20 protein-coding genes and 2 pseudogenes are annotated in these 20,836 nt (G+C 45.2%); 11 read left to right on the top strand and 11 right to left on the bottom strand.

Annotated features, from left to right (window positions below; genetic code table 11):
* Positions 1–103 precede the first annotated feature (103 nt).
* The 3 genes from MKY52_RS25555 to MKY52_RS25545 all read left to right on the top strand — a co-directional run bounded on the left by MKY52_RS25555 (position 104) and on the right by MKY52_RS25545 (position 1,914).
* Entirely contained in the window at positions 104–475 is a 372-nt protein-coding gene (locus MKY52_RS25555; protein WP_076282789.1) for a hypothetical protein, read from the top strand.
* A 131-nt stretch (positions 476–606) separates the two neighbouring features.
* Positions 607–978, top strand: coding sequence for a hypothetical protein (locus tag MKY52_RS25550; RefSeq protein ID WP_341054356.1), 372 nt, complete (start codon positions 607–609; stop codon positions 976–978).
* Positions 979–1,077: 99 nt separating this feature from the next.
* A complete protein-coding gene (locus tag MKY52_RS25545; protein WP_341054354.1) occupies positions 1,078–1,914 on the top strand; it encodes a sulfurtransferase in 837 nt (278 codons plus the stop codon).
* Positions 1,915–2,120: 206 nt separating this feature from the next.
* On the opposite strand, the gene MKY52_RS25540 is transcribed toward MKY52_RS25545, so the two are convergent.
* The gene (locus MKY52_RS25540; RefSeq protein WP_341054352.1) at positions 2,121–2,261 is read right to left on the bottom strand and encodes a hypothetical protein; all 141 of its coding nucleotides are present in this window, start codon (positions 2,259–2,261) and stop codon (positions 2,121–2,123) included.
* A 386-nt stretch (positions 2,262–2,647) separates the two neighbouring features.
* A complete protein-coding gene (locus tag MKY52_RS25535) occupies positions 2,648–3,331 on the bottom strand; it encodes a hypothetical protein (RefSeq protein ID WP_341054349.1) in 684 nt (227 codons plus the stop codon).
* 752 nt (positions 3,332–4,083) lie between these two features.
* Here MKY52_RS25535 and MKY52_RS25530 point away from each other — a divergent pair.
* The 5 genes and pseudogenes from MKY52_RS25530 to MKY52_RS25510 all read left to right on the top strand — a co-directional run.
* Positions 4,084–4,341 (top strand): hypothetical protein, encoded by a 258-nt coding sequence (locus MKY52_RS25530; RefSeq protein WP_341054346.1) that lies wholly within the window; start codon positions 4,084–4,086, stop codon positions 4,339–4,341.
* A gap of 503 nt (positions 4,342–4,844) precedes the next feature.
* Positions 4,845–5,504, top strand: a complete 660-nt coding sequence (locus MKY52_RS25525; RefSeq protein ID WP_341054344.1) for a response regulator transcription factor — start codon at positions 4,845–4,847, stop codon at positions 5,502–5,504.
* A 2-nt stretch (positions 5,505–5,506) separates the two neighbouring features.
* Complete coding sequence (locus MKY52_RS25520) at positions 5,507–6,910, top strand: sensor histidine kinase (RefSeq protein ID WP_341054341.1); 1,404 nt, start codon at positions 5,507–5,509, stop codon at positions 6,908–6,910.
* A 61-nt stretch (positions 6,911–6,971) separates the two neighbouring features.
* Complete coding sequence (locus tag MKY52_RS25515) at positions 6,972–8,054, top strand: hypothetical protein (protein WP_341054339.1); 1,083 nt, start codon at positions 6,972–6,974, stop codon at positions 8,052–8,054.
* 31 nt (positions 8,055–8,085) lie between these two features.
* Positions 8,086–8,226: pseudogene (locus MKY52_RS25510) on the top strand (sulfurtransferase); the annotation flags it as partial.
* A 707-nt stretch (positions 8,227–8,933) separates the two neighbouring features.
* Here the strand turns inward: MKY52_RS25510 and MKY52_RS25505 are convergent.
* Positions 8,934–9,998, bottom strand: a complete 1,065-nt coding sequence (locus tag MKY52_RS25505) for an S-layer homology domain-containing protein (protein WP_341054337.1) — start codon at positions 9,996–9,998, stop codon at positions 8,934–8,936.
* Positions 9,999–10,478: 480 nt separating this feature from the next.
* Between MKY52_RS25505 and MKY52_RS25500 the strand changes: the two are divergent.
* Positions 10,479–10,568: pseudogene (locus MKY52_RS25500) on the top strand (sulfurtransferase); the annotation flags it as partial.
* On the opposite strand, the gene MKY52_RS25495 reads toward MKY52_RS25500, so the two are convergent.
* A complete protein-coding gene (locus MKY52_RS25495) occupies positions 10,565–10,711 on the bottom strand; it encodes a hypothetical protein (protein ID WP_156114792.1) in 147 nt (48 codons plus the stop codon). The pseudogene MKY52_RS25500 and the gene MKY52_RS25495 overlap by 4 nt on opposite strands.
* 118 nt (positions 10,712–10,829) lie before the next feature.
* On the opposite strand from MKY52_RS25495, the gene MKY52_RS25490 reads away from it, so the two are divergent.
* A complete protein-coding gene (locus MKY52_RS25490) occupies positions 10,830–12,218 on the top strand; it encodes a cryptochrome/photolyase family protein (RefSeq protein WP_341054335.1) in 1,389 nt (462 codons plus the stop codon).
* Here the strand turns inward: MKY52_RS25490 and MKY52_RS25485 are convergent.
* A complete protein-coding gene (locus MKY52_RS25485) occupies positions 12,213–13,223 on the bottom strand; it encodes a phosphotransferase enzyme family protein (RefSeq protein ID WP_341054333.1) in 1,011 nt (336 codons plus the stop codon). The two genes, MKY52_RS25490 and MKY52_RS25485, sit on opposite strands and share 6 nt — an antisense overlap.
* A gap of 538 nt (positions 13,224–13,761) precedes the next feature.
* On the opposite strand from MKY52_RS25485, the gene MKY52_RS25480 reads away from it, so the two are divergent.
* Positions 13,762–16,038 (top strand): preprotein translocase subunit SecA, encoded by a 2,277-nt coding sequence (locus tag MKY52_RS25480; protein WP_341054331.1) that lies wholly within the window; start codon positions 13,762–13,764, stop codon positions 16,036–16,038.
* Positions 16,039–16,061: 23 nt separating this feature from the next.
* On the opposite strand, the gene MKY52_RS25475 is transcribed toward MKY52_RS25480, so the two are convergent.
* From MKY52_RS25475 to MKY52_RS25450, 6 genes are all read right to left on the bottom strand, one after another.
* The gene (locus MKY52_RS25475) at positions 16,062–16,247 is read right to left on the bottom strand and encodes a hypothetical protein (RefSeq protein ID WP_042187647.1); all 186 of its coding nucleotides are present in this window, start codon (positions 16,245–16,247) and stop codon (positions 16,062–16,064) included.
* Between the two features lie 115 nt (positions 16,248–16,362).
* Positions 16,363–17,616 (bottom strand): MFS transporter, encoded by a 1,254-nt coding sequence (locus MKY52_RS25470; RefSeq protein WP_341054329.1) that lies wholly within the window; start codon positions 17,614–17,616, stop codon positions 16,363–16,365.
* A 233-nt stretch (positions 17,617–17,849) separates the two neighbouring features.
* A complete protein-coding gene (locus MKY52_RS25465) occupies positions 17,850–18,614 on the bottom strand; it encodes an ABC transporter permease (RefSeq protein WP_042187644.1) in 765 nt (254 codons plus the stop codon).
* Positions 18,611–19,555 carry an ATP-binding cassette domain-containing protein gene (locus MKY52_RS25460; RefSeq protein WP_341054325.1) on the bottom strand — a complete coding sequence of 315 codons (945 nt, stop codon included), beginning with the start codon at positions 19,553–19,555 and terminating at the stop codon, positions 18,611–18,613. Before MKY52_RS25460 ends, MKY52_RS25465 begins: the two co-directional genes overlap by 4 nt.
* 11 nt (positions 19,556–19,566) lie before the next feature.
* Complete coding sequence (locus MKY52_RS25455) at positions 19,567–19,920, bottom strand: DUF1048 domain-containing protein (protein WP_052404266.1); 354 nt, start codon at positions 19,918–19,920, stop codon at positions 19,567–19,569.
* Positions 19,913–20,242 carry a PadR family transcriptional regulator gene (locus tag MKY52_RS25450; protein WP_042187640.1) on the bottom strand — a complete coding sequence of 110 codons (330 nt, stop codon included), beginning with the start codon at positions 20,240–20,242 and terminating at the stop codon, positions 19,913–19,915. The genes MKY52_RS25455 and MKY52_RS25450 overlap by 8 nt, the downstream gene beginning before the upstream one ends.
* Positions 20,243–20,836: the final 594 nt, after the last annotated feature.

Here is a 20,836-nt window from a genome sequence, read left to right as displayed (position 1 = left end):
GCTCGAAATTATGGATTACACAAAATAAGGGCTTTCTATTAGACTATCTGCCAAACCAAAAATTGAAATAAACATAGATTAGATTACAAAGGAGGAATGACAAATGAAAAAAGAAGTTCATGTATCACAGACTTATCCACGCTTAACTGTTTACGATGAAGAAAACTTTAGGGGTAACAGTAGAATCTATACTGGCAACCTAGGCATTCGTAATACGGACAACATCCTCGATGGTATTGAGAGTCTTCGTTTCTTCTCTACCAGCAGCAATGCAACACTGGTACTGTTCACAAGAACTAGGTTTAGAGGGAACTTCCGCGTACTCCGTGGTAACCGCAGCATCCGTGATTTGGACGACTTCATTTCCGGTAATGATGTGGAATCCATTATTTCAACTAATCAAAGATTAACTCTCGAACAGATTCGCAATATCCGCAGCAGCGGTACTTTGCCTGCGGGATATCGCTTGATCTAACATTTCCATTCAACTAGAAAGGAGCAATCTGGAGAAAGAGCCCAGGTTACTCCTTTTTCCCAACTTATCTTCTGAGGTTAAATAGTTAGTAAATTTACCTGCTAAATCAATCCAACAAGGAGAGATGAAATATGGTAACCATAAAAGCAGCGTCCGTACTCTATCCCAGATTAAGAGTATATAGTGAGGAGAACTTTCGTGGGCTCCGCAGAACCTATCGCGGCAACCTAGGCATTGCAGATATTGATGCAGTCCTTACTGGAATAGAAAGCTTACGCTTTTTCTCCACGAATCCGAACGCTACGCTTGTGTTGTTCGATCGTTCTCGCTTCCGTGACAATTTCGTAATTCTTCGTGGTAACCGCAGCATTCGCGAACTGGATGACTTTCTCCGTAGAGGAGATGTCGAATCGCTCATTTCAAGCAATCAGCGGCTGACTCCGGCGCAGGTTCGCGCCATACAGCGCACTGGTAGCTTGCCTTCAGGATACCGTTTGATCTAATTACTTGCGGACGCAGTTTAAGCTATAAGCTTAAGGTGCGTCCTCATTTATTTTCCGCTATAATGACTCCATACATATTAATAGAAAGAAGGTATCTTTATGGAACCAATCGTTTCTACCCGATGGCTGCTTGCTCGGTTATACGAACCTGAACTGGTTATAGTCGATTGCCGTTTTTTACTTACGGATCCGGAAGCTGGGCGTAAAGCCTATACGGAAGATCATATTCCCGGCGCAATCTATTTTCATCTAGAAGAACAACTCTCCGCTCCAGTAGGCTCACACGGGGGGCGCCACCCCCTACCTGAAATCTCGAAGCTAACCACCGCTCTTAGCAAGGTTGGTATTAACAGAGATAGTATTGTCGTTGCTTATGATGATCAAGGTGGTGCCTACGCTTCCCGTCTGTGGTGGATGCTTAAATATTTGGGACATGAACGTGTGTTTGTAATGGATGAAGGCTACTCTGCTTGGAAAAAAGCATCCTTCCCCGTCAGTGATCATCAAGCGGTTAGGATTCCTAGCCAGTATGAAGCAGATGTTCAGAAGAAGATGCTTGCTAGCATGGAAGATGTGCAAAATGTAGTTAACGACGGTGGCGCACTATTGATTGATTCCCGCGAGTCCCGTCGCTATGAAGGGCTGGAAGAACCGATTGATCCGAAGGCAGGTCATATTCCTGGGGCGATCAATAAGTTCTGGAAAGAAGTACTGGATGAGCAAGGACGCTGGAAATCAACTGAGGTGCTGAAAGAGCATTATGAGGGAATTGATCCTGAGCAAGAGATTATCGTGTACTGCGGTTCAGGTGTAAGTGCCTGCCCGAATGTGCTCGCGCTCGGAAAAGCTGGGTATAGGAATGTGAAATTGTATGCGGGTAGTTGGAGTGATTGGATTTCTTATGAGGAGAATCCGGTGGCGATAGGAGAAGAATAGAATAAGAACCCGTTCGCGGATTCTTGTGATTCCCTGGAAATCAAAGACCCGATTTACCAGACTGGGAAAATATCGTATTCGATTTTTCGTGTATATTTGGCTCGTTCATGGTTCGGTGGCACATGTATGCGATTTTTCGCATATATTTGCCTCGTTTACCTACCGTTCGCACATTGTACTCGATTTTTCGCATACATTTGGCTCGTTCAGCTTACCGGTGACACATTGTATTCGATTTTTCGCATACATTTGGCTCGTTTACCTACCGGCGGCACTTTGTATTCGGTTTTCCGCATACATTTGGCTCGTTTACCTACCGGCGGCACATTGTATTCGGTTTTTCGCATACACATGCCTCCTTCAACTTGCCGACGGCACATTGTATTCGATTTTTCGCATACATTTGGCTCGTTCAGCTTGCCGACGGCACATTGTATTCGATTTTTCGCATACATTTGGCTCGTTCAGCTTGCCCTTGGCACATTGTGTTCGGTTTTTCGCATACATTTGGCTCGTTTACCTTCCGTCGTCACATTGTGTTCGGTTTTTCGCATACATTTGGCTCGTTTACCTGCCGGAGGCACATTGTATTCACTTTTCCGGCATACATTTTGCTCGTTTACCTACCGTCGGCACATTGTATTCGGTTTTTCGCATACACATGCCTCCTTCAACTTGCCGGCGGCACATTGTATTCGATTTTTCATTCACATTCTCACGACGGACTTCATCTTCAAACCAAATCAGGACTTTGTAGCGTACCAATATATTCATAGTAAATGATTCGCTGAGATGAACCTCTTGCCACCGGGCGAAATTTTCCTTTATCCACCAGCTGACGGCAGTATTTAATGATCGTCATCGTGTGCAATTCCAGTTCTCTCGCGGCATCAGCCGGGCGAAGGACTCGATGGTGCCGGATGGCTACCCGCATCAGATCGCGCTCGATTCTGGAATAGGCTCTCTCAGCGGTTGTCTTTGCAGACTTTTCTGCTAACAAATAAGAAAAGAGAATGTTCCGCAGCGCGGAGAGAATGAAGGATGGATTTTCTTTTAGCTCATCCAGCGAGATATAGAGCACCGTGCAGTCTTGAGACTGTAGAAAAAGCCCGCGGTTCAAGTCCATCCGGTATTTGCTACGATCCGTTCCATGTGAGCCATAGTCCATGATCTCAAATGCAATACGCGAGGCTCCAATCTCCCACAAAATATCCACAAAATAGGATCTGCCGCGCCAGTCCTTAACTTCATATTCTGGGTGTAATCCGTGAAAATGTCCGGCTAGAGGCCACCACACCCGCTCGACAAACAAGCGGTTTCCGTAACCATGACCGCGTTTAAGTGCATCGAGCCGCTCTCCCTTCCTTTGTTTAAGATGATTACATAACCATTCATTATGCTCCCTCTCGAAACCCATTACCTATCCCCTCGCTCTGCAACGAAATATGTTTCGAAACATACAAAACCCCGCCTCTATTCCAAAAGGAAAGGAGACGGGGCATTCTTTGCCTCGTTTGGTTTTATCTATACATAGTGTGCCACATTATCATTAGAATGCACAATAGGAAATCGGCAGGATCATTCAAAATAAATAAGCCCAGTAAAATCCCCCAAAAATTCTATCACTCTCTATTCCATTTATTTTTATATTTATATCCTCTTTTCTTTTAATATTTTCACTATTAATACATTTTCATATGGCATATTTCCACCTTTTCTATTTTTGGGTTCACTTTCCGTTTTCATCAGCTGGCCGCCCGAGGGAATTATCGCTGGAAGAGGCTGGAGAAGGCCCGATAAACGAATATATAAAGGTATGCAGTAAGTTAGTGTGATTGGGTTTCGTATGGAGATTACGGTTGCTCTTGAGGTAGATTAAAGTTAAAATCACATGCTTGATATCTGGTTAAACGATTATATGAAAGAGAAGCAACTGTCAGCATACCGGAGTATCTGGTCGCACTTCTGCGAAACGGTCCGCTGAGGACTCCCGTTCCATTCTTGAGTAGTGCTCACCCTATCTGAGGACGGTTGGTCCGCGTTGGGTTCGACCAGGATTTTCTGTATAATGGTAAACGTTACGTCGGATGTGATGTTAAACGAACGAAATGACAAGTAAACAAAGTCCATCCAACGTTTGAAACCATGAACCGGAAAGGATGAAGTAAATTGAGTTATACGGAACTGCTGGAACGGAAGAGCGAAATCTTGAAGAAAACGGTCGAGAACTGGGTTTTGAAAGAAAATCGCGACGGACTGAACCTTCAAGAGGCTCATATTTACCAGAATATACTCAAGGAATTTCATCAGAACGAACATGAATTGAATGGGGTACGAGACGAGGAAGTAGTTAAGCGTCAGGACAACGGGTCCACGGAAAAAGAAGACACTGTAACAGCTCGCAAACATGAGGCGCAAACGGCTTGATCTCAGAAGACGTACGCGTAAGAATATGAGAGGCTGCCCAGGAAGTTTGGGCAGCTTTTTACGTACAATCCGTTCGCTGCCGGCCTCCGAAGCAAACGCTCTAAAATCCAGACGTTCGTATAATCCAGCAACATGAGGATATCGCTCTATGACGCTAACCTTGTCTGTGCCAAGTAAACCATTAGAGTACAGGGCTAGCTCCTGTGTGTCACGACAGCCCGAATGTGCTGGCGGTGCTGGAGGTGGCCCGTATACCTCACACTGGAGTTTCTCAGATGTATTCGAAATCAACAGTTTATATTTGTAAATATTTTCATGATAGATGGAAGACCAATACAACAGTTTGTACTGTTAAGGTAACAGTTCAGCACATACTATCCTATTCTAATTGGTTTATCGCTTGATGAAACTATCAACCTTCTGGACAATCCTTCCTCTAGTTGTATATAGTGTATAACGAAAGTGGCACTTAGTGAGCAAGGTACTAGGAGGAGAAATACGAAATGGCAAATATATTGGTAGTAGAAGATGAACGAGCGATTAATGATTTAATTACAATGAATCTCAAGCTGGTTGGACATACATATAGCAAGGCTTACCGTGGACCGGAGGTTTTCGAAATACTGGAGCGTGAAAAGACTGATTTGATTCTGCTGGATGTTATGCTTCCGGAATTGGATGGTTTTGAGGTGATGCAGCGGATTGCACATATGCAGGTTCCAGTGATTTTGATCACCGCCAAGAATTCTTTGGCTGACCGCATTAAAGGCTTCGAGCTGGGCGCGGATGATTATATCATTAAACCCTTTGAAATCCTTGAATTGCTGGCAAGAATCAATGTAGTCCTGCGCAGGGCTGAAAAAGGCACTTCCAGCTTCATTTGCGATAATGTTGAGGTGCGTTACCTGGAACGGCAAGTTTTAGTAGATCAGACACCGGTTGATTTGACCGTTAGGGAATTCGAGCTGCTTGAGGTATTAATTCGTAACCGGAATATTGCATTGTCGAGGGAAAAGCTGCTGGAATTGGCGTGGGGCTATGATTTTGAGGGCGACACCCGCACCGTGGATGTTCACATCCGGCAGCTACGTAAAAAGCTGGGCTGGGAAGAACGGATCAAAACCATTTTCAAACTAGGCTACCGCCTGGAAGTTCAGAGCTAATCATGAGATTCTGGCATAAGATTCTGCTGTCGGTACTCGCTCTCTTTATTGCTGCTCTGGATGTAAGTGTCATTATGGTGATGAAAAAAAGCTGGCAGCTAAACATGGACAGTGAAATGCAGAGAGCATCCAGTGAGCAATTGTTAATCGCCAACAATATTTATGAGAACCTTAATTCTATCCAAGCGCGGGGGACGGCATTGACCCCTATTCTACTGGCCAGCGTCTCTGAGTCCTATGGCGATTACTACCGTAAGCAGGGAATCTATTTGCAGCTTTGGGAGAACGACCGAATGATTTACCCTCCCCAAAAAGGACAATTTGGGAAATCTAATTTTGGAAAAGGCGATCAGCCTGTATCCTCAGACGAACGCTCTATTCAGCTCTCCACTCAGCTTCCTGCACCTTACCAGCATTTGCTGCTTGTCTATCAGCGTGATATCAGTGAGCTCTTCAACAAGCAACAGGAACTGAACCGCTTTTTTGTAATGATTAACTGGGTCGTGGGACCCGTTCTGCTACTACTTCTTTATCTTCTAATCCGGCATCTAAGCAAGCCGCTAAAGCTCCTGTCAGAGACCAGCAAAACAATCGCCGAAGGCGACTATACGAAACGGGTGCAGCTGCGCAGCAAAGATGAATTTGGCGAACTGGCCTTGAACTTCAACCGGATGGCGGAGGCCGTGGAACAGAGGGTTACCGAACTCTCGGACATGGCTGAAGAGAAACAAAGGATGGTGGATAATTTGGCCCACGAGTTGCGCACGCCTTTGACCAGCATGCAGGGGTTCGCCGAGTTTCTGACCACGGCCAATATTGGACAGGAAGAACAGCAAACTGCAGGCGGCTATATTCTTAGTGAAACCCTTCGTCTCAAGAATCTGGCCTTCAAGCTGCTGGATTTGTCTGTCCTCCGGCATCAGCCGTTGGCACTTCAGCAGGTGGATATTTCGGAACTATTTCAAGCTATCCAACAGACGGAGCGCCCAAAATTGACGGATTCTGGCATAAGATTTCATGTCCAACATACGATTTCAAATGTCTGGGGAGATCCCGATTTACTAGCTACATTATTGGTAAATCTGGTTGAGAATGCGATTCATGCCTCCAAGCAAGGCAGCGAAATCCACATGCTGGCCTATGAGCTGGATGGAGAAGCCGTGCTAGAAATCCGTGATACGGGAACCGGAATCACCGCAGAGATGGCTAAACGTGTGTTTGAACCTTTCTATCGGGGAGACCAGGCTCGTTCACGTGAATATGGCGGCGCTGGCCTAGGATTATCCTTATGTCGGCAAATTGCTGAAGCGCATAAGGCCAGACTGTCCTTAAACTCTGTCCTCGGCGAGGGAACTAGCATCAGACTCTTTTTACAACTCTATAACAACTGCCCTCCTACTCTATAACATCTTTGGATTAAGGTTAGGAAGATTCATCATCATCCGATCCCAATGGAGGTTAAGTTAAATGAAGAACAACAAGATTTCCGCTACACTCGCTGTACTCTTGTTCTCTGGAAGCGTGCTGGCGGTGAGCGCAATGATTGTCCCAGGATTTGTGAACACCACCGCCGCCAAGAGCATTTCTGCAGTACAAGACTCGGGCAATCTAACCTTGAACAGCAGCAAGGCACCCGTACTAAAAGTAGAAGCAGAAGCTCCGGTATCTACTGTGAACAGAGATTTAGAGCAGCTGATGACCCAAGAAGAAATGCAGCAAATTTATGATTTTGCGGACAAGCCCAATAACGAAATTATCACCATCGGAAGGGAGATGACCGAGGATGAAATAAACCGGAGGCTGATATTGGAAGACCAGTATGTGTATGACGGCCTTCGTCCCAAGCAGCTGTTCCCGTTAAAATCGGGACAAGCGGAGTTTTATTTTGACTTGGAGAAAAACACGCTCAAGTATCCGAATCGGACATTGACTGACGAGGAATTGTTACAATATATCGACTGGTTCTACCGGGAGGCCTATGCCTTGTCCAAGCGGAATATTGTAACCCCTCCAGACACAAGGAATTTGAGCCAGACCGACGCCGTTGCCATGGCCGCTTCAAGTGTGCGAAAAATATTCGGAGCTGACGTCTCCAAGCTTGAAGTAAAAGCAAGCCAAGGAGAATCCATGCTATCAAAGAAAAAGACCTGGATGGTAATATTCACCCCTTATAAAACCAACACCTTAAGAGGACAAGGTAAGGAATTTTGGCAATATACCGTAATTATTGATCCCTCCACCCGCACGGTAGTAGATACGACCGCAGCTAATTTTTCACTCACAAGAACCCCAATCAATGCTGAAGCTGCCATCGCTATCCAAAAGGATGCAACCTGGATTAACGAGGCTACAAAAATAGTTACAGACAGACAAGGAGAAACCCGGAAAATCGCCACGGCTTCCCTTACAGACACTGACGTAAATAATAAGCGCGGTATGGTAGCGGTCAAAATGTTACTCGAAGACGGCAGCAGTTATACCGCAGAGTTACGCTACCCAGATCAGACTCTTCGGTGCCTCATCTATGAAGAAGCAGAAGCTGCTAAATAGGATCATTCTGGCGTTCATCTCGTAAGAGGGGTACTGTGGTTCAGGTGTTAGTGCCTGCCCGAATGTGCTCGCGCTCGGAAAAGCTGGGTTTAGGAATGTGAAGTTGTACGTGGGTAGTTGGAGTGATTGGATTTCGTATGAGGAGAATCCGGTGGCTACTGGGAAAGACTAAATACGAAGAGCCCGCGTCCTGCACGGGCTCTTCGTGCTGGGATTGTACCTTTGTTGGATTAGTACAGAGTAATGGGAATATTTCCAATAGCGCAGGATTCTACATCGTGGAAAGTATGGCTACTGTTGCTCGGCCAGATGTACGAGTGACTTAGACTTTGCCGATCCCTAAGATGGACGAGTAGGAGTCGTACGGCTTGTTACCGCATGCCGATGTAAGCTGAAAAGGCGAGGCTCTTTCTCCCCTTTCCATGGGTATTCATGCACTTACACTTCTAATTCAGATCTGAGGTAAGAGGTACAAAACTTTCAGATTCTTAGCAAAGTCCCCTTTTTGTATTATGAGATTTAAAGGTGCCCCTAAATGTTTGAACCCATTACAAAATCCATGATTCTTTAATAAATTCACTCAATCAACAAAGAGTTAACTTCAATTTATGTCGGTTATCATTTTCACTAATTTGCATTGTGATCGCAGCGAAAATCAGTCGTTTTTCTGTTTTTGTCCTTGGCTTATGAATCACCCCTCTCAAAATGGGTACAAAAAAGCCGCCAAAGGATGGCGGCAACAAACCTATACATAAAATAAGATTTTAAAATCTTAAAATGCAAACGGACAAGATATAGATAAATTTATTTAGGGCATCATTGCTTCGTTTAGACCTTTCGGTGTATCCCGATCAAGAGATAGGACAATTCGGTAATAGCTCATTGTCCGAACACAACGGCATCGATGTTAAACGTTGGTTCTTGTGTTGGTTCTTGTGTTGGCTCTTGTGTTGGTTCTTCTGTTGGCTCTTGTGTTGGTCCTTGTGTTGGTTCATGTGTTGGTTCATGTGTTGGTTCTTGTGTTGGTTCTTGTGTTGGTTCTTGTGTTGGTGTTGGTGTTGGTGTTGGTGTTGGTGTTGGTGTTGGTGTTGGTGTTGGTGTTGGTGTTGGTGTTGGTGTTGGTGTTGGTGTTGGTGTTGGTGTTGGTGTTGGCGTTGGCGTTGGCGTTGGCGTTGGCGTTGGTGTTGGTGTTGGTGTTGGTGTTGGTGTTGGTGTTGGTGTTGGTGTTGGTATTGGTATTGGTATTGGTGTTGGTGTTGGTGTTGGTATTGGTGTTGGTGTTGCTGTTGGTGTTGGTGTTGTCAGCGCTACATACTGTTGTTTGGCTTCATACGCTCCTGTAAGGAGCAGATCGCGCGTTGCATTCGTTTTTCCACCGAAAGTTCCATTAGTACCTGCAGGTAACAATTTCAATAATAATGCCTCTGCGACATAACCTTGCGCCCAATTGGATACCGTTACATCAGTTCCTGTTAGGGCTTTTGCCTCTGTATCTTTTCCTAACATTCTAACCAAGAATGTAGCTAATTGTTCTTTTGTCACCTTGCCGGCCGGATCGAATATACCTTCTCCATAGCCATCTGTAATTCCGGATTTTTTAAGTGCTTCTATGTAAGGTAGTGCATATCCATTGGCGGCGTCATCAGCTTTAACGTCTGAGAAACTGGACGTCTTCAACGAAGTCTCGACTTTAAGACCCGTGATCAACGCGGCAACCTTGGCAAACTGTGCACGGTTCATTTCATCTTTTATCCCGAATGTCGTATCGGTTACGCCGTCAAATATACCTGCCGAAATCATGGCATCGAATTTGGCTTTCGTCGCAGCATCCAGATCCTTTAGGTCAGTAAAATCGGCAGAGGTCTTCACCGCCGTTTGCGCAAGGCTAATAGAACTGTTTAAACATAGGATTAAAGCGATCGCAGTACTTACAATTTTCTTCATTTCTTCTACCACTCCCTTTTTTAGACTTATTAGACTCTTAATTCATAATTGCATAATATACCAGAAAAAAGTTTAAATAAAGAAGAAAAAATTTAAACAATAAAAAAATTCATTTTATCTACATTAAAAGGATAAATCAGTATACACTTAATCTTTTTAGAAAATAAATGGTTTCTCTTCAACTTGGCTTGCAGCAAGTCCTTCCCGAACATGTACTCTTTATTGTTCAGTCTGCTTAGCTCATATAAATGCATCGAAACGCCGGGTATCAGAGATTGTGCCTGCCAAAACGAAGCTTCATTTGCCTTGCATGCTCACTATGCACGAAGTTTACTAGATCAGATTTTTACAACTTTCTTCCCCCGCCTGCGGTTGAACATCGTTAGTACCGAAGCATCCAATAGTTGCAGCAAAATCCCAAATGATTCGAAGCCGATTATAAGGCTCGACATGTGTCACGGTCAGAATGAGACCCCCGACAAGAAGACCGGGTACAAAAAAGTTCGACTGTACGCAGGAAGCTGGAGTGATTGGATTTCGTATATCAGGAATCCGATAGCCATTGGTTAAGAATAAACATGAAGAGTCTGCGCTTGGCGCAGGCTTTTTGTGTTTAAGTTATGGTGTATATGCGCATTTTGGGTTATATCCTGCTGGTCCGTCCCTGCTCGAACAGCTCCTGCTACAATTTCCATGGTGGATGCATTGCCCATGACCAGAATCTCCTGACTCCAATTGGTTCACTATAGACAGCTCATCGCCAAAACTTCAAATCTATCGTATTATGGACAGGAGGTTATTCCCTCAGATTACAGAAAGGAAATACTTCTGATGATTCTCAACATTCACCGCAAGGATCTGCGGACTAGCGATCTTCCGGTCTTTGAGGCTATACGTTCTTCTGGCTCTCGCAGCCTTCATCTGTTGATTTTGGAGCCTTTTCTACTGCGAAAACAACGCTATCTTGAGCATAGCGGGGTAAACTTTCTGACGCAGGTCTCAAGACTTCAGCAGGAATACGCCACTGAGGGCAAGCAGCTACATATTCTTTATGGCGAGCCTGATATTATTGTCAAGAGGCTGAGCGAAACCTACCCAATACAGGAATTGATGGTCCATGCCGATTACACCCCTTATGCATTAAAAAGAGACATGAGCCTGCGTGATACATCGGCTGCACTCGGCATCCGTTTCAAAATTTTTCACGACAGCATGCTCTGTGATCTGGAAGATTTCATGGATTGGTGCGGGCGTCGAGAGCCCTTCAAGGTATTCACACCGTTCTACCGCCGCTGGCGCAGCTACTTGGCAGAGCGCTTTCATCCGCCTTATTCTTCGACCTTGGCTGATCTGTCAACGGCTACACTGGACGACAAGATTGCCGAAGATTTCAAGATTCCTGAGGAGATTAAACTTCAGTTTGAAAAGCTAGTGCCTTCAAGAAAGAAGATGGATGTAAACGATACTCTTGAGCAATTTATAGACTTGCATTTACGGGATTATCACGTGAACCGTGACAGGTATGCACAGGAGGGCACCAGCCAGATCAGCCGGTACCTCAATACGGGTACCATTTCAGCACGTACTGTGTATACTCGGCTGGCGGAAGAAGAAACCGGCGGGGAAGAATGGCTGCGACAGCTGGCCTGGCGGGATTTCTATCTGTATCAAGCCCGGCTCGATGCTGATTTCTTCAGCTATGAGAAGGTGTATGATTTGAGCATGCTAGGTACGAAATACTTTGAGGCTTGGTCTTCGGGCAGAACTGGCATTCCTGTAATCGATGCCGCCATGACCCAACTGAACACAACCGGATGGATGCCGAACCGGCTGCGAATGATTACCGCAATGTTTCTTACCAAAAATCTGGGCTGTCCATTTATTTACGGAGAGCGTTACTTCAGGCTGAAGCTGAGCGATTATGATAATGCGCTGAACCGTGGCGGCTGGCTGTGGAGCTCCTCGCTCGGATTCGATGCCTCCCCTTACTTCAGGATCATGAATCCGGTAACCCAGTCCCAGACTCATGACCCGAGCGGAGATTATATACGCACCTGGCTGCCAGAGCTGGCAGTTTTGTCCGATAAAGCTATCCATCTGCCTAGACCATATGCCATCGTTGATCTTAAGCAGTCACGGGCGCTGGCGATTGAGGTGTATAAAGAAATCCTGAACAGCAAGGGAGCGGCGGTTCATCCTAATAACGGAAATGAGCTATAGCCTGCATGCGCTTCCCTGCTCTTCTTGCAATATCACTAGAATTTCTGCTGTTCCTGCAGACAGCTGGACTAAATCTACGGACAGCAGTTTTGTCTGCTCATGAAGTACCCGGGATTCATCGGTACCCTCCAGATAACGGGTGACAAAATGAAGAAAGACATCGATTTTTCTTAGCAGCATCAACACTGGAATCGCGTTGATTTCGGCTGGGGTGAGGCGGATACTACGGCTGAAGCCCCTGCAGAAATCACGAATCATCTTCTTCTCCTCCGCATGCCCAAGCAGCCCGGATAGAATAACCGCTAACTCCATGACCCGCAAATCATATGTACAGAACTCAAAATCAAGCAGCGAGGATACCTTCCCCGGGTCTTCTATATTTACCAAAAGATTAGAGGCATTCAAGTCACCGTGTACCAGTTGGTGAGGCAGTCCCTCCAGTTCATTCAGAGAACCTGTAATATTTCTATAAGCTCTGTAGAGCATCACTAGCTCAGCCCCCAGATCCTTAAAAGGTTCCGGCGGATTCAGGCACAGTTCCCGGATGACCTCTGCACTGCATAACGGATAGGACGACCGCAATTCATAATATGGCCGGTACACCGGGGTAAGGCCGGGATCAATAGCTGACAGCACTTCAGATAAAATACCCGTTACCTCTCCAAAGGATTCTAAGTAAGAAACCTCTTCCTCCACAGGTGATTCTCCATCAATATATCGGAACAAGCAGGCGAATTTACCATTCTCCTCTAACTGAATCATAGTTTCACCGGTAGTTGTTAGAATAGGAACAGGTACTTTGAAAGGTAAAGCTCGTGTTCCAAGCTGCCGCAGCACAGCATGCTCGAATTCAATCTTGTTTCTGTCCTTATGTGTATCATATATGCGAAGGACTGCACATTTACCGCTATTTTCCACAAAATAAGTGGTGTTGTTCCACCCCCCGCTCCGCTTCCGCAGCGTTCCGCTCCATTCCGGCCAGGCTTGAATTACTATAGCTTCCATATCGTATGCCTCCTCTCATCTGTCTATCAACTCATAGGCAATTGTAAAAGCAGCTTATGCGTGTGTCAAATCCCCTAACTCGGATTCAGGAGCCTGCATGTACCTCTTGTACTTTACCTCTATAATGATGCTATTCATATCTCAATGCAACGGATGGGATTGAATAGGAGCTACCGTTTCTAAACGCTGGCTGCCGGCAAGGTTATATGAACCGGAGCAGAGCAAGTGGAGTTACCGGTTTACGTTTGTTAAACCTGAGGCTGACGTTATGCCTACAGACTAGAGCATATTCCAGAGGTTGAGATTATCGTAAGTCAACAATCTACAACCAAGAACTCGAAGAAAATAGATCACAGAGTACCTAGATGTATGCACCCGATAGCAACCGATTTACGTTTTCGATAGTCTCTATCCTTTGTCCAAATTGCATTTAATAGAATATTTTGGTAGATTGAATCCAGGAACTTGTTAACCGACTGATCAGCGCAAATATTGTTCAAAACTAAGCGTCTTTCTACCGAGGGGAGATCAGATTTCTATGAATATAGCCGTCAAATTGATGCAAAAATTCAAAGACCGCGATACCCAGAATAAGCTGAAAGTTTATCAGGATAAAGTGGAGCTCATCAGAAAACGGAATTTGGAAGCATGGGACGATGGGCAGCTTCTAGCGGAATCCCTCCGGCTACAAAAGGAAGCAAAATCAGGTACACCTTTGGATGAGCTGCTTATCGCTGCTTATGCGTTAGTATGCGAGGCAGCGAAGAGAAAGCTTGGATTAAATCCATACGATGTCCAGATCATGGCTGCCATCGCTCTGCACGAGAGATTCTTGATCGAGCAGCATACCGGTGAAGGAAAAACACTTTCTGCTGTTATGCCTGCATATCTAAATGCACTGACTGGCAAAGGCATTCATGTGCTGACTTTTAACGATTATTTAGCCAAAAGGGATGCGGAATGGATGGGCCCGATCTATCGTTTCCTCGGATTAACGGTAAACTCGGTTCAAGCGGGCATGAGCCTGTCCGAGAAACAGGAAGCATACGCGAAGGATATAACCTATGTTACGGCCAAAGAAGCGGGATTCGATTACTTGCGCGACACAATTGCACTAAACGAAGCCGATACCGTGCATCGTCCTTTCCACTACGTCATCGTCGACGAAGCGGATTCGCTGCTTCTCGACGAAGCTCGGGTGCCACTAGTCATAAGCGGTGATTCTCCCTCTTCCAGGAGCGACGGCTTTCGTTTCGCAGAAGTAGCTCGGCAGCTCAAGCGAGATGAGCATTACGACTTCGACGAGTTCCAGCGGAACGTTTACTTAAATGAAACAGGCGCTGCGCAAGCGGAATCGCTGATGGGATGCGGCAATTTGTACGATAGCCATAACAGTCACTTGCTGACATCATTAAATTGCGCGCTGCATGCAGAATCGTTATTAAAGAAAGACGTCGATTACATCGTCCGGGACGGAAAAATCGAGCTGATCGAAGAATACACCGGCCGAGTGGCGGAGAACCGGTATTTGCCGGACGGGCTTCAAGCCGCGCTTACGGCAAAAGAAGGGCTGTACTCCATAGCCGGCGGGAAAATCCTCGGGACGATCACCATTCAACACTTCATCAGCCTGTATCCACAAATTTGCGGAATGACGGCTACCGCTCATGCATCCGCAATGGACTTCGAAGATATTTATGCGCTGCAGGTGCTGCAAATTCCGCCGAACCGGCCAAACATCCGGATCGACCATCTGCACCGGATTTATACCCATAAAGAAGCCAAACTTAAGGCACTCGTACAAGAAATCTCTTCCGTCCATAGGACGGGACGTCCAATTCTCATTGGTACGTCAAGCGTCGAAGAGTCTGCCATACTGGCAGAGGCACTAGCGGTTGCTGGCGTACCTTGCCATGTTCTAAATGCGAAAAACGATGCGGAAGAGGCAAACATCATCGCCAAAGCGGGAGAAACCGGTGCAGTGACGGTGTCTACAAATATGGCGGGACGCGGGGTCGACATCCGGCTCGGCGGCGTCGACCCCGCGCAAGCGGAGGTAATCGCAAAGCTAGGCGGGTTGTACGTAATTGCCACCCATGTGAACGAAAGCGTGCGGATCGACGACCAGTTGCGCGGGCGATCCGGTCGCCAAGGCGACCCGGGAGCTTCCGTTTTTTATGTAAGCTTGGAGGACGAGTTACTGCTTCGCTTCGGCATCCATAAAGCAGTTCGCGCTCCCAGGCAGGAAGAGGCTCTTGAAGAGACGGGGCTCAGCAGCAAGATCACAAGTATTCAGCGGATTGTTATGGGCCAAAACTTTGATATCCACAAGGAACTGAACTGTTATTCGGATATGGTGGAGGATCAGAGGCGAATTCTATACGCGGAGCGGCTGCGAATTTTGAAAGGTGAGCAGCCGTTGAGCCCAGCGGAGCAGCGGGTACGGCTTTTTTATATCGACGAATTCTGGGCTGACCATCTTGCTTACGTTTCTTACCTTCGCGAAGGCATTCACTTGGAGAGCCTTGCCAGCCGCAATCCAATCGACGAATTTCATGCGCAAATCACTGAAGCCTACGAGCAAATTCCTTCTAAAATAAATATCGCGTCGGAAAATATGCTTGAAAAGCTCGGAGGTTCGAATGATCCTGCAGAGTGGGAAAAGTTCGGTTTGAAAAGCCCTGCTTCCACCCGGACTTATATTATCAACGATCAATACTTACAGAATAAGCGAACCTCATGGACCGGAACGACCGTATTTGCTTATTGGCTTCGCACGGTTGCGAGGCCGATATTCAAGCTGTCAAAATATTGATGCAACGATGGGGCGGTTAGCCCCTACTCCTCTAGCTCATCCAGCTTCGCTTCCAATTCAGCCAACTTGCGATTCGCTTGATCCAATATCTCCTGTTGTTCTGCGGTTTTTGCTCGTTTTATTTCTTTTTTGATGGCCATAATCTGCTGTTCCAAATAAAGAATTTCAGCTTCATTTCCTGCGTTGTTCCACATCTGTGAATAAGTCATTGTCGGTCTCCTTTTTTCTAATTAAGAAAAGCCTTCCATAAAGTTCAATCGAACTTTAGGAGAGCTTCTTTTTTTATCTACACAAGGGTTTCAAGTTCTCGCTTCTAGCAAAATTCTACTCTTGTGATGCTTCCTGTATTAAAGGCATCCCAGCTTCAACTAAACGTTTGTTTCGAATGAAGATAATGGACAGTATTACAATTAACACCCCTGTTCCAACAAGGAGCCATTCAATCTCAATTACATCCGCGAGCGGACCGAATATCAGCATTCCAATTGGCATCATGGAAGTCGATATCATACCAAAGACTCCGAATATGCGTCCCAAGTAATCCGGATCTACCTTCTCTTGTAGCATTACGGTTGTCGGTGTATTAAAGACGGGCATAGCTACGCCGAAAATAGCCATCATAACCAAGTAGATCCAAAAAACAGGTACAATACCCAAAGCGAACGTACATACACCCATAATTAAGCTAGCAAAAGTCATTGTATATACTTTGTTTCGAAAGCCGCCCCATGAAGCAATAATTGCTCCGCCAGCCATCATACCGATAGAAAAAGCAATTTCAATGGCTGTTAATCGCCAATAATCATCTCCGAAGCTGCGTGTCACTTGTAGCGGTGTTAAAAATGCAGCCGGTGCCATCAATACGAAGAAAAAGGCGAAAAAAATGAAAAAAGTTTTGAGAAAGCTGTGGTTTTTAATATAGCTTAATCCCTGTTTAAAATCGTCCAAATAGCTTGTCGTTTGTTTATCAGTCGCTTTTTTATGCAACGGTATTTTCAAAAAGAAAGATAATGTAAAGATCGCTATCGCCGCTGTGATAACATCGATAAAGAAAATGACCTCAATTGTTGCCAATGAAAGCAATGACGCGCTAACGATAGGTGCAACAAACATCATTAGTGCTTGAAGAGTTCCGTTAATTCCATTTACTTTCGTCAGCTTATCCTCTGGTACAATTTGAGGTAATATTGCCCCAACCGCAGGCGATTGAACCCCAGCTCCGAGCGCACGAACTGCAGCAATGGCGAACAACAACCATATCTCATCATAACCAAGCAAAAATGTAATGGCTAAAATCAGTGTAACAAAGGCAATCATGGCATCTGCTATCATAATAAGATATTTCCGGTTGAAACGGTCTGCCCATACACCTGCAAACGGTGATAATAAAAAGGTAGGAATGAATCCACAAATAATAAATAATGTCATCATCATACCTGATTTTGTTGTAAGCGTAACGTACCACATAATAGCATATTGAACTAAAGCAGAACCGAATAACGAAAATGTTTGACTACTTAGAAAGATAATTATATCCCGTTTCCAATGTTTTTTGTTTTGTGCTTCGTTTGGTATCACTATAACTTACTCCCCCATTTTAAAAAAATATCATTCATTCCCCATTCGCCTATTAAAATTAATTACCAAAACCGGTACTTCTAATTCTATGTACAAAAATTTTATATAAATCACATTTCTAGAATAGCACAGAAATATTCACCCCACCATTCAGCCAGCATCTTAAAATTAGCCTGTGCACACAAAGAGCCGGTATCCCCCTCTTTCGAGAAGCCACCGGCTCTTTTTTACGTCTATTTCATTCTCCGTTTATACACTCGCATTGCGGAAGCCCAGAAAAACGCAAGTATTGCTAAACTCCATAATACCGCCACAAGCGTAGTTTTATCTGCCGTTCCTCCGAGTAAAAGAGAACGAATACTCTCGATAAGCGGTGTCATGGGCTGATATTCTGCGAATACGCGTATAGCCGAAGGCATGCTGTCGGTCGGCGCAAAGGCAGAACTAACGAATAAAAGTAACATCAAAATGTAAGAAAATACTCCTGCTCCTTCGAATGATTTAGCAAGCAAGCCGAAGGTGACGGCAATCCAAGTAAACGCAAGTACGCTAAGCAACAAAATACCAATGGCTAATACCCAACCGAGCACATCTGCTTTCGGCCGAAATCCCATTCCGAAGGCAACAAGGAAAATGGCAAGCAAGGAAATGACGTTAAAAACTAATGAAGCAACCACATGACCGCCTAGAATAGAGGCTTTTGCAATCGGCATGGAATGGAAACGCTCGAATATGCCTTTCGTGAGATCGTTATTGATACGAAGAGAAGAATAAGCCACGCCACTGGCAATGCAAAAGAGCAATATTCCGGGCACAATATAATTGATATAGCTTACATCACCGGTGTTCATCGCTCCGCCAAAGATGTAAACAAAGAGCAGCATGATCATGATCGGCATGGCGATGACGGTAATAATCGTGTCGATGCTACGTGTGGAATGGCGAATGACACGCCCACTCATAACGGCGGTATCGCCTAGAAAATGAATGAATTTCATCGGGAGTCCTCCTTTTTGCTTGTGACGATCGCGAGAAAAACATCCTCAAGCGAGGGCAGTTTCTGCGCAAACTCGGCAATTTCTATGTCAGCTTCCGCAGCTTTCGTTAGCAGACGCATCATCTGTCTCGTACTTCCGTCTGTAATGACGGAGAGCGTGAGATTGTTCGAATCTGCAGTCGCGTTAAATTCCTTTAACAGATCTTGTGCTTGATTTAGCGTTGTTTCATTGTCGAATCGAAGCTCGATATGACCCTTAGGCAATCTATTTTTTAGCTCCGCGGGACTGCCGCTTGCCACGATATGACCTTCGTGTAAGATCGCGATTTGATCAGCTAGATGGTCAGCTTCCTCTAAATACTGCGTAGTTAAAAAAACAGTGACACCTGATCTCGCTAAATCCTTGATCATATCCCACATAGCAAGACGCGCTTGCGGGTCAAGTCCGGTGGTCGGCTCATCAAGAAAAATGACCGAAGGGTTACCCAGTAAGCTCATGGCCAAATCCAAGCGCCGACACATCCCTCCGGAATACGTGGAGATTCGGCGATCGGCGGCATCGAGCAAGTCAAAACGACGTAATAACTCCTCGGCTTGTTTGTCAGGATCGGGCAAATGGCGGAGTTTGGCCATCATTCGCAGATTCTCGCGTCCGGTCAGGATATAGTCTGCGGTGACGCTTTGTCCTGTCAGGCTGATTTCCTTACGTACTTGCTCTGGTTGCTTAGTTACATCTTCTCCATTAATCTTTGCACTTCCGTTGTCGGGCTGGAGCAGGGTGGCAAGAATTTTGATCATAGTAGTTTTACCCGCGCCGTTGGACCCTAGAAGCGCAAAAGTTGAACCCTTCTGAACAGTGAAGTCCACCCCCCGCAACACTTCCACGTTTTTATAGGATTTTTTGAGGCCTATTACTTCAATCGCCCAATTGTTCGATGTCATCCTAATCCCCCCTATCTTCCAAGTTTTTTGTGAATGGACTCGTTCATTTTGGCTCGCATTTTCCCTGTCCAAGTCTGAGCGGAAACGTCCTCGAGCAGCCCGTCACAGAACGCCATTACGTCATTCCCTACGATCTCCAGAACATCTCGACCTTCAGCAGCTCCCATCTCAAACATGTCAAGCATTTCGGGAAACAGGTTGATGACGCTAGAATCGTTAGTTGAGAAGTTCAGCATGTAGCGCGATGCGATATTGTAAACTTCTCGGTAATCGTTCGGAAGCGCTTTTGAACGTTTCACGCATTCTTTATAAGCCTTTTTTTGTTCACGTAAATCTTTAAATTTAGCGAGCATGTTCTTATACACGGCTATCCTCCTTCAGTTGGGTAAGTCTTGACGAAACATATCCCCATTTCTCCCAAAACATGGACAGTTCCCGCCATCCCTCCTCATTTAAACTATAAAATTTCCTTGGTGGTCCTATTTCGGACGGTTTTTTCTCGATATCGACGAGTTTATTTTTTTCTAACCGTATCAAGATGGTGTAGACCGTTCCTTCAACAACATCTTCGAAACCGAGCGCATTTAGCGTTTTTACGATTTCATACCCATAGGTTTCTTTCCGGCTGATGATTTCAAGTACACAGCCTTCCAAAACTCCTTTCAGCATTTCTGTTAGGTTATCCATTTAAATCCTCCAATGCTACTCTGTATTGCTTAGTACCACTATATAGTAACACCGAGTAGTGGAATTGTAAATAGGGAGAAAAGGGAGTTTTTTCATAATATTATGACCGTTGAGGTGACTGGATCGCTTACATCGTGATTGGTTTACGATCGAGGAATATGATATCAACGGGTAGTCAACAAGTGATAGTGACATTGTATATATCCATTAATATTTGAACATCTAAATAATGCTATGTTTAGAAAGACATTTAGTAAATGACAAAAAATAATTTAAAAAGGCAGGTTGTAATGATTATGAACAACAAATCTCTTTACAGGTCTATAGTATTGGCTCTTGGTTTGACCTTCGTCACGTCGTATAGCGGCAGCATCATTTCAGCGGAGAAGACGTTAGCTGAAACAGGAACGGACGCGCTTGGGGTAGGTTTTACCGGCTCTTGTAGTTATTTGGGTTGTAGGATACTTACATCAATTTTCACAAAAATGAGTGACTTCAGGCAAAAAATAAGCGGCCTCAGTCCCATGGACCAAGGCCGCTTAACCGTCTTATATTATTTGTATTATCAATTTGACAGGGTGTACTTCAAACGCT

Source organism: Paenibacillus sp. FSL P4-0184 (assembly GCF_038004625.1).
In the GTDB taxonomy this organism is placed as follows: domain Bacteria; phylum Bacillota; class Bacilli; order Paenibacillales; family Paenibacillaceae; genus Paenibacillus_AQ.
Note: the sequence above shows the minus strand (reverse complement) of the source record. Positions and strands in the feature narration are given on the sequence as shown.

What these genes read in the sequence shown, in the direction of transcription:
- MKY52_RS25465 (WP_042187644.1), bottom strand. Translation starts at nt 18,614, where the DNA reads ATGAAATTCATTCATTTTCTAGGCGATACCGCCGTTATGAGTGGGCGT.
- MKY52_RS25525 (WP_341054344.1), top strand. Translation starts at nt 4,845, where the DNA reads ATGGCAAATATATTGGTAGTAGAAGATGAACGAGCGATTAATGATTTA.
- MKY52_RS25485 (WP_341054333.1), bottom strand. Translation starts at nt 13,223, where the DNA reads ATGGAAGCTATAGTAATTCAAGCCTGGCCGGAATGGAGCGGAACGCTG.
- MKY52_RS25450 (WP_042187640.1), bottom strand. Translation starts at nt 20,242, where the DNA reads ATGGATAACCTAACAGAAATGCTGAAAGGAGTTTTGGAAGGCTGTGTA.
- MKY52_RS25545 (WP_341054354.1), top strand. Translation starts at nt 1,078, where the DNA reads ATGGAACCAATCGTTTCTACCCGATGGCTGCTTGCTCGGTTATACGAA.
- MKY52_RS25515 (WP_341054339.1), top strand. Translation starts at nt 6,972, where the DNA reads ATGAAGAACAACAAGATTTCCGCTACACTCGCTGTACTCTTGTTCTCT.
- MKY52_RS25505 (WP_341054337.1), bottom strand. Translation starts at nt 9,998, where the DNA reads ATGAAGAAAATTGTAAGTACTGCGATCGCTTTAATCCTATGTTTAAAC.
- MKY52_RS25490 (WP_341054335.1), top strand. Translation starts at nt 10,830, where the DNA reads ATGATTCTCAACATTCACCGCAAGGATCTGCGGACTAGCGATCTTCCG.
- MKY52_RS25540 (WP_341054352.1), bottom strand. Translation starts at nt 2,261, where the DNA reads ATGCGAAAAACCGAATACAATGTGCCGCCGGTAGGTAAACGAGCCAAA.
- MKY52_RS25480 (WP_341054331.1), top strand. Translation starts at nt 13,762, where the DNA reads ATGAATATAGCCGTCAAATTGATGCAAAAATTCAAAGACCGCGATACC.
- MKY52_RS25535 (WP_341054349.1), bottom strand. Translation starts at nt 3,331, where the DNA reads ATGGGTTTCGAGAGGGAGCATAATGAATGGTTATGTAATCATCTTAAA.
- MKY52_RS25460 (WP_341054325.1), bottom strand. Translation starts at nt 19,555, where the DNA reads ATGACATCGAACAATTGGGCGATTGAAGTAATAGGCCTCAAAAAATCC.
- MKY52_RS25495 (WP_156114792.1), bottom strand. Translation starts at nt 10,711, where the DNA reads ATGGGCAATGCATCCACCATGGAAATTGTAGCAGGAGCTGTTCGAGCA.
- MKY52_RS25550 (WP_341054356.1), top strand. Translation starts at nt 607, where the DNA reads ATGGTAACCATAAAAGCAGCGTCCGTACTCTATCCCAGATTAAGAGTA.
- MKY52_RS25475 (WP_042187647.1), bottom strand. Translation starts at nt 16,247, where the DNA reads ATGACTTATTCACAGATGTGGAACAACGCAGGAAATGAAGCTGAAATT.
- MKY52_RS25555 (WP_076282789.1), top strand. Translation starts at nt 104, where the DNA reads ATGAAAAAAGAAGTTCATGTATCACAGACTTATCCACGCTTAACTGTT.
- MKY52_RS25520 (WP_341054341.1), top strand. Translation starts at nt 5,507, where the DNA reads ATGAGATTCTGGCATAAGATTCTGCTGTCGGTACTCGCTCTCTTTATT.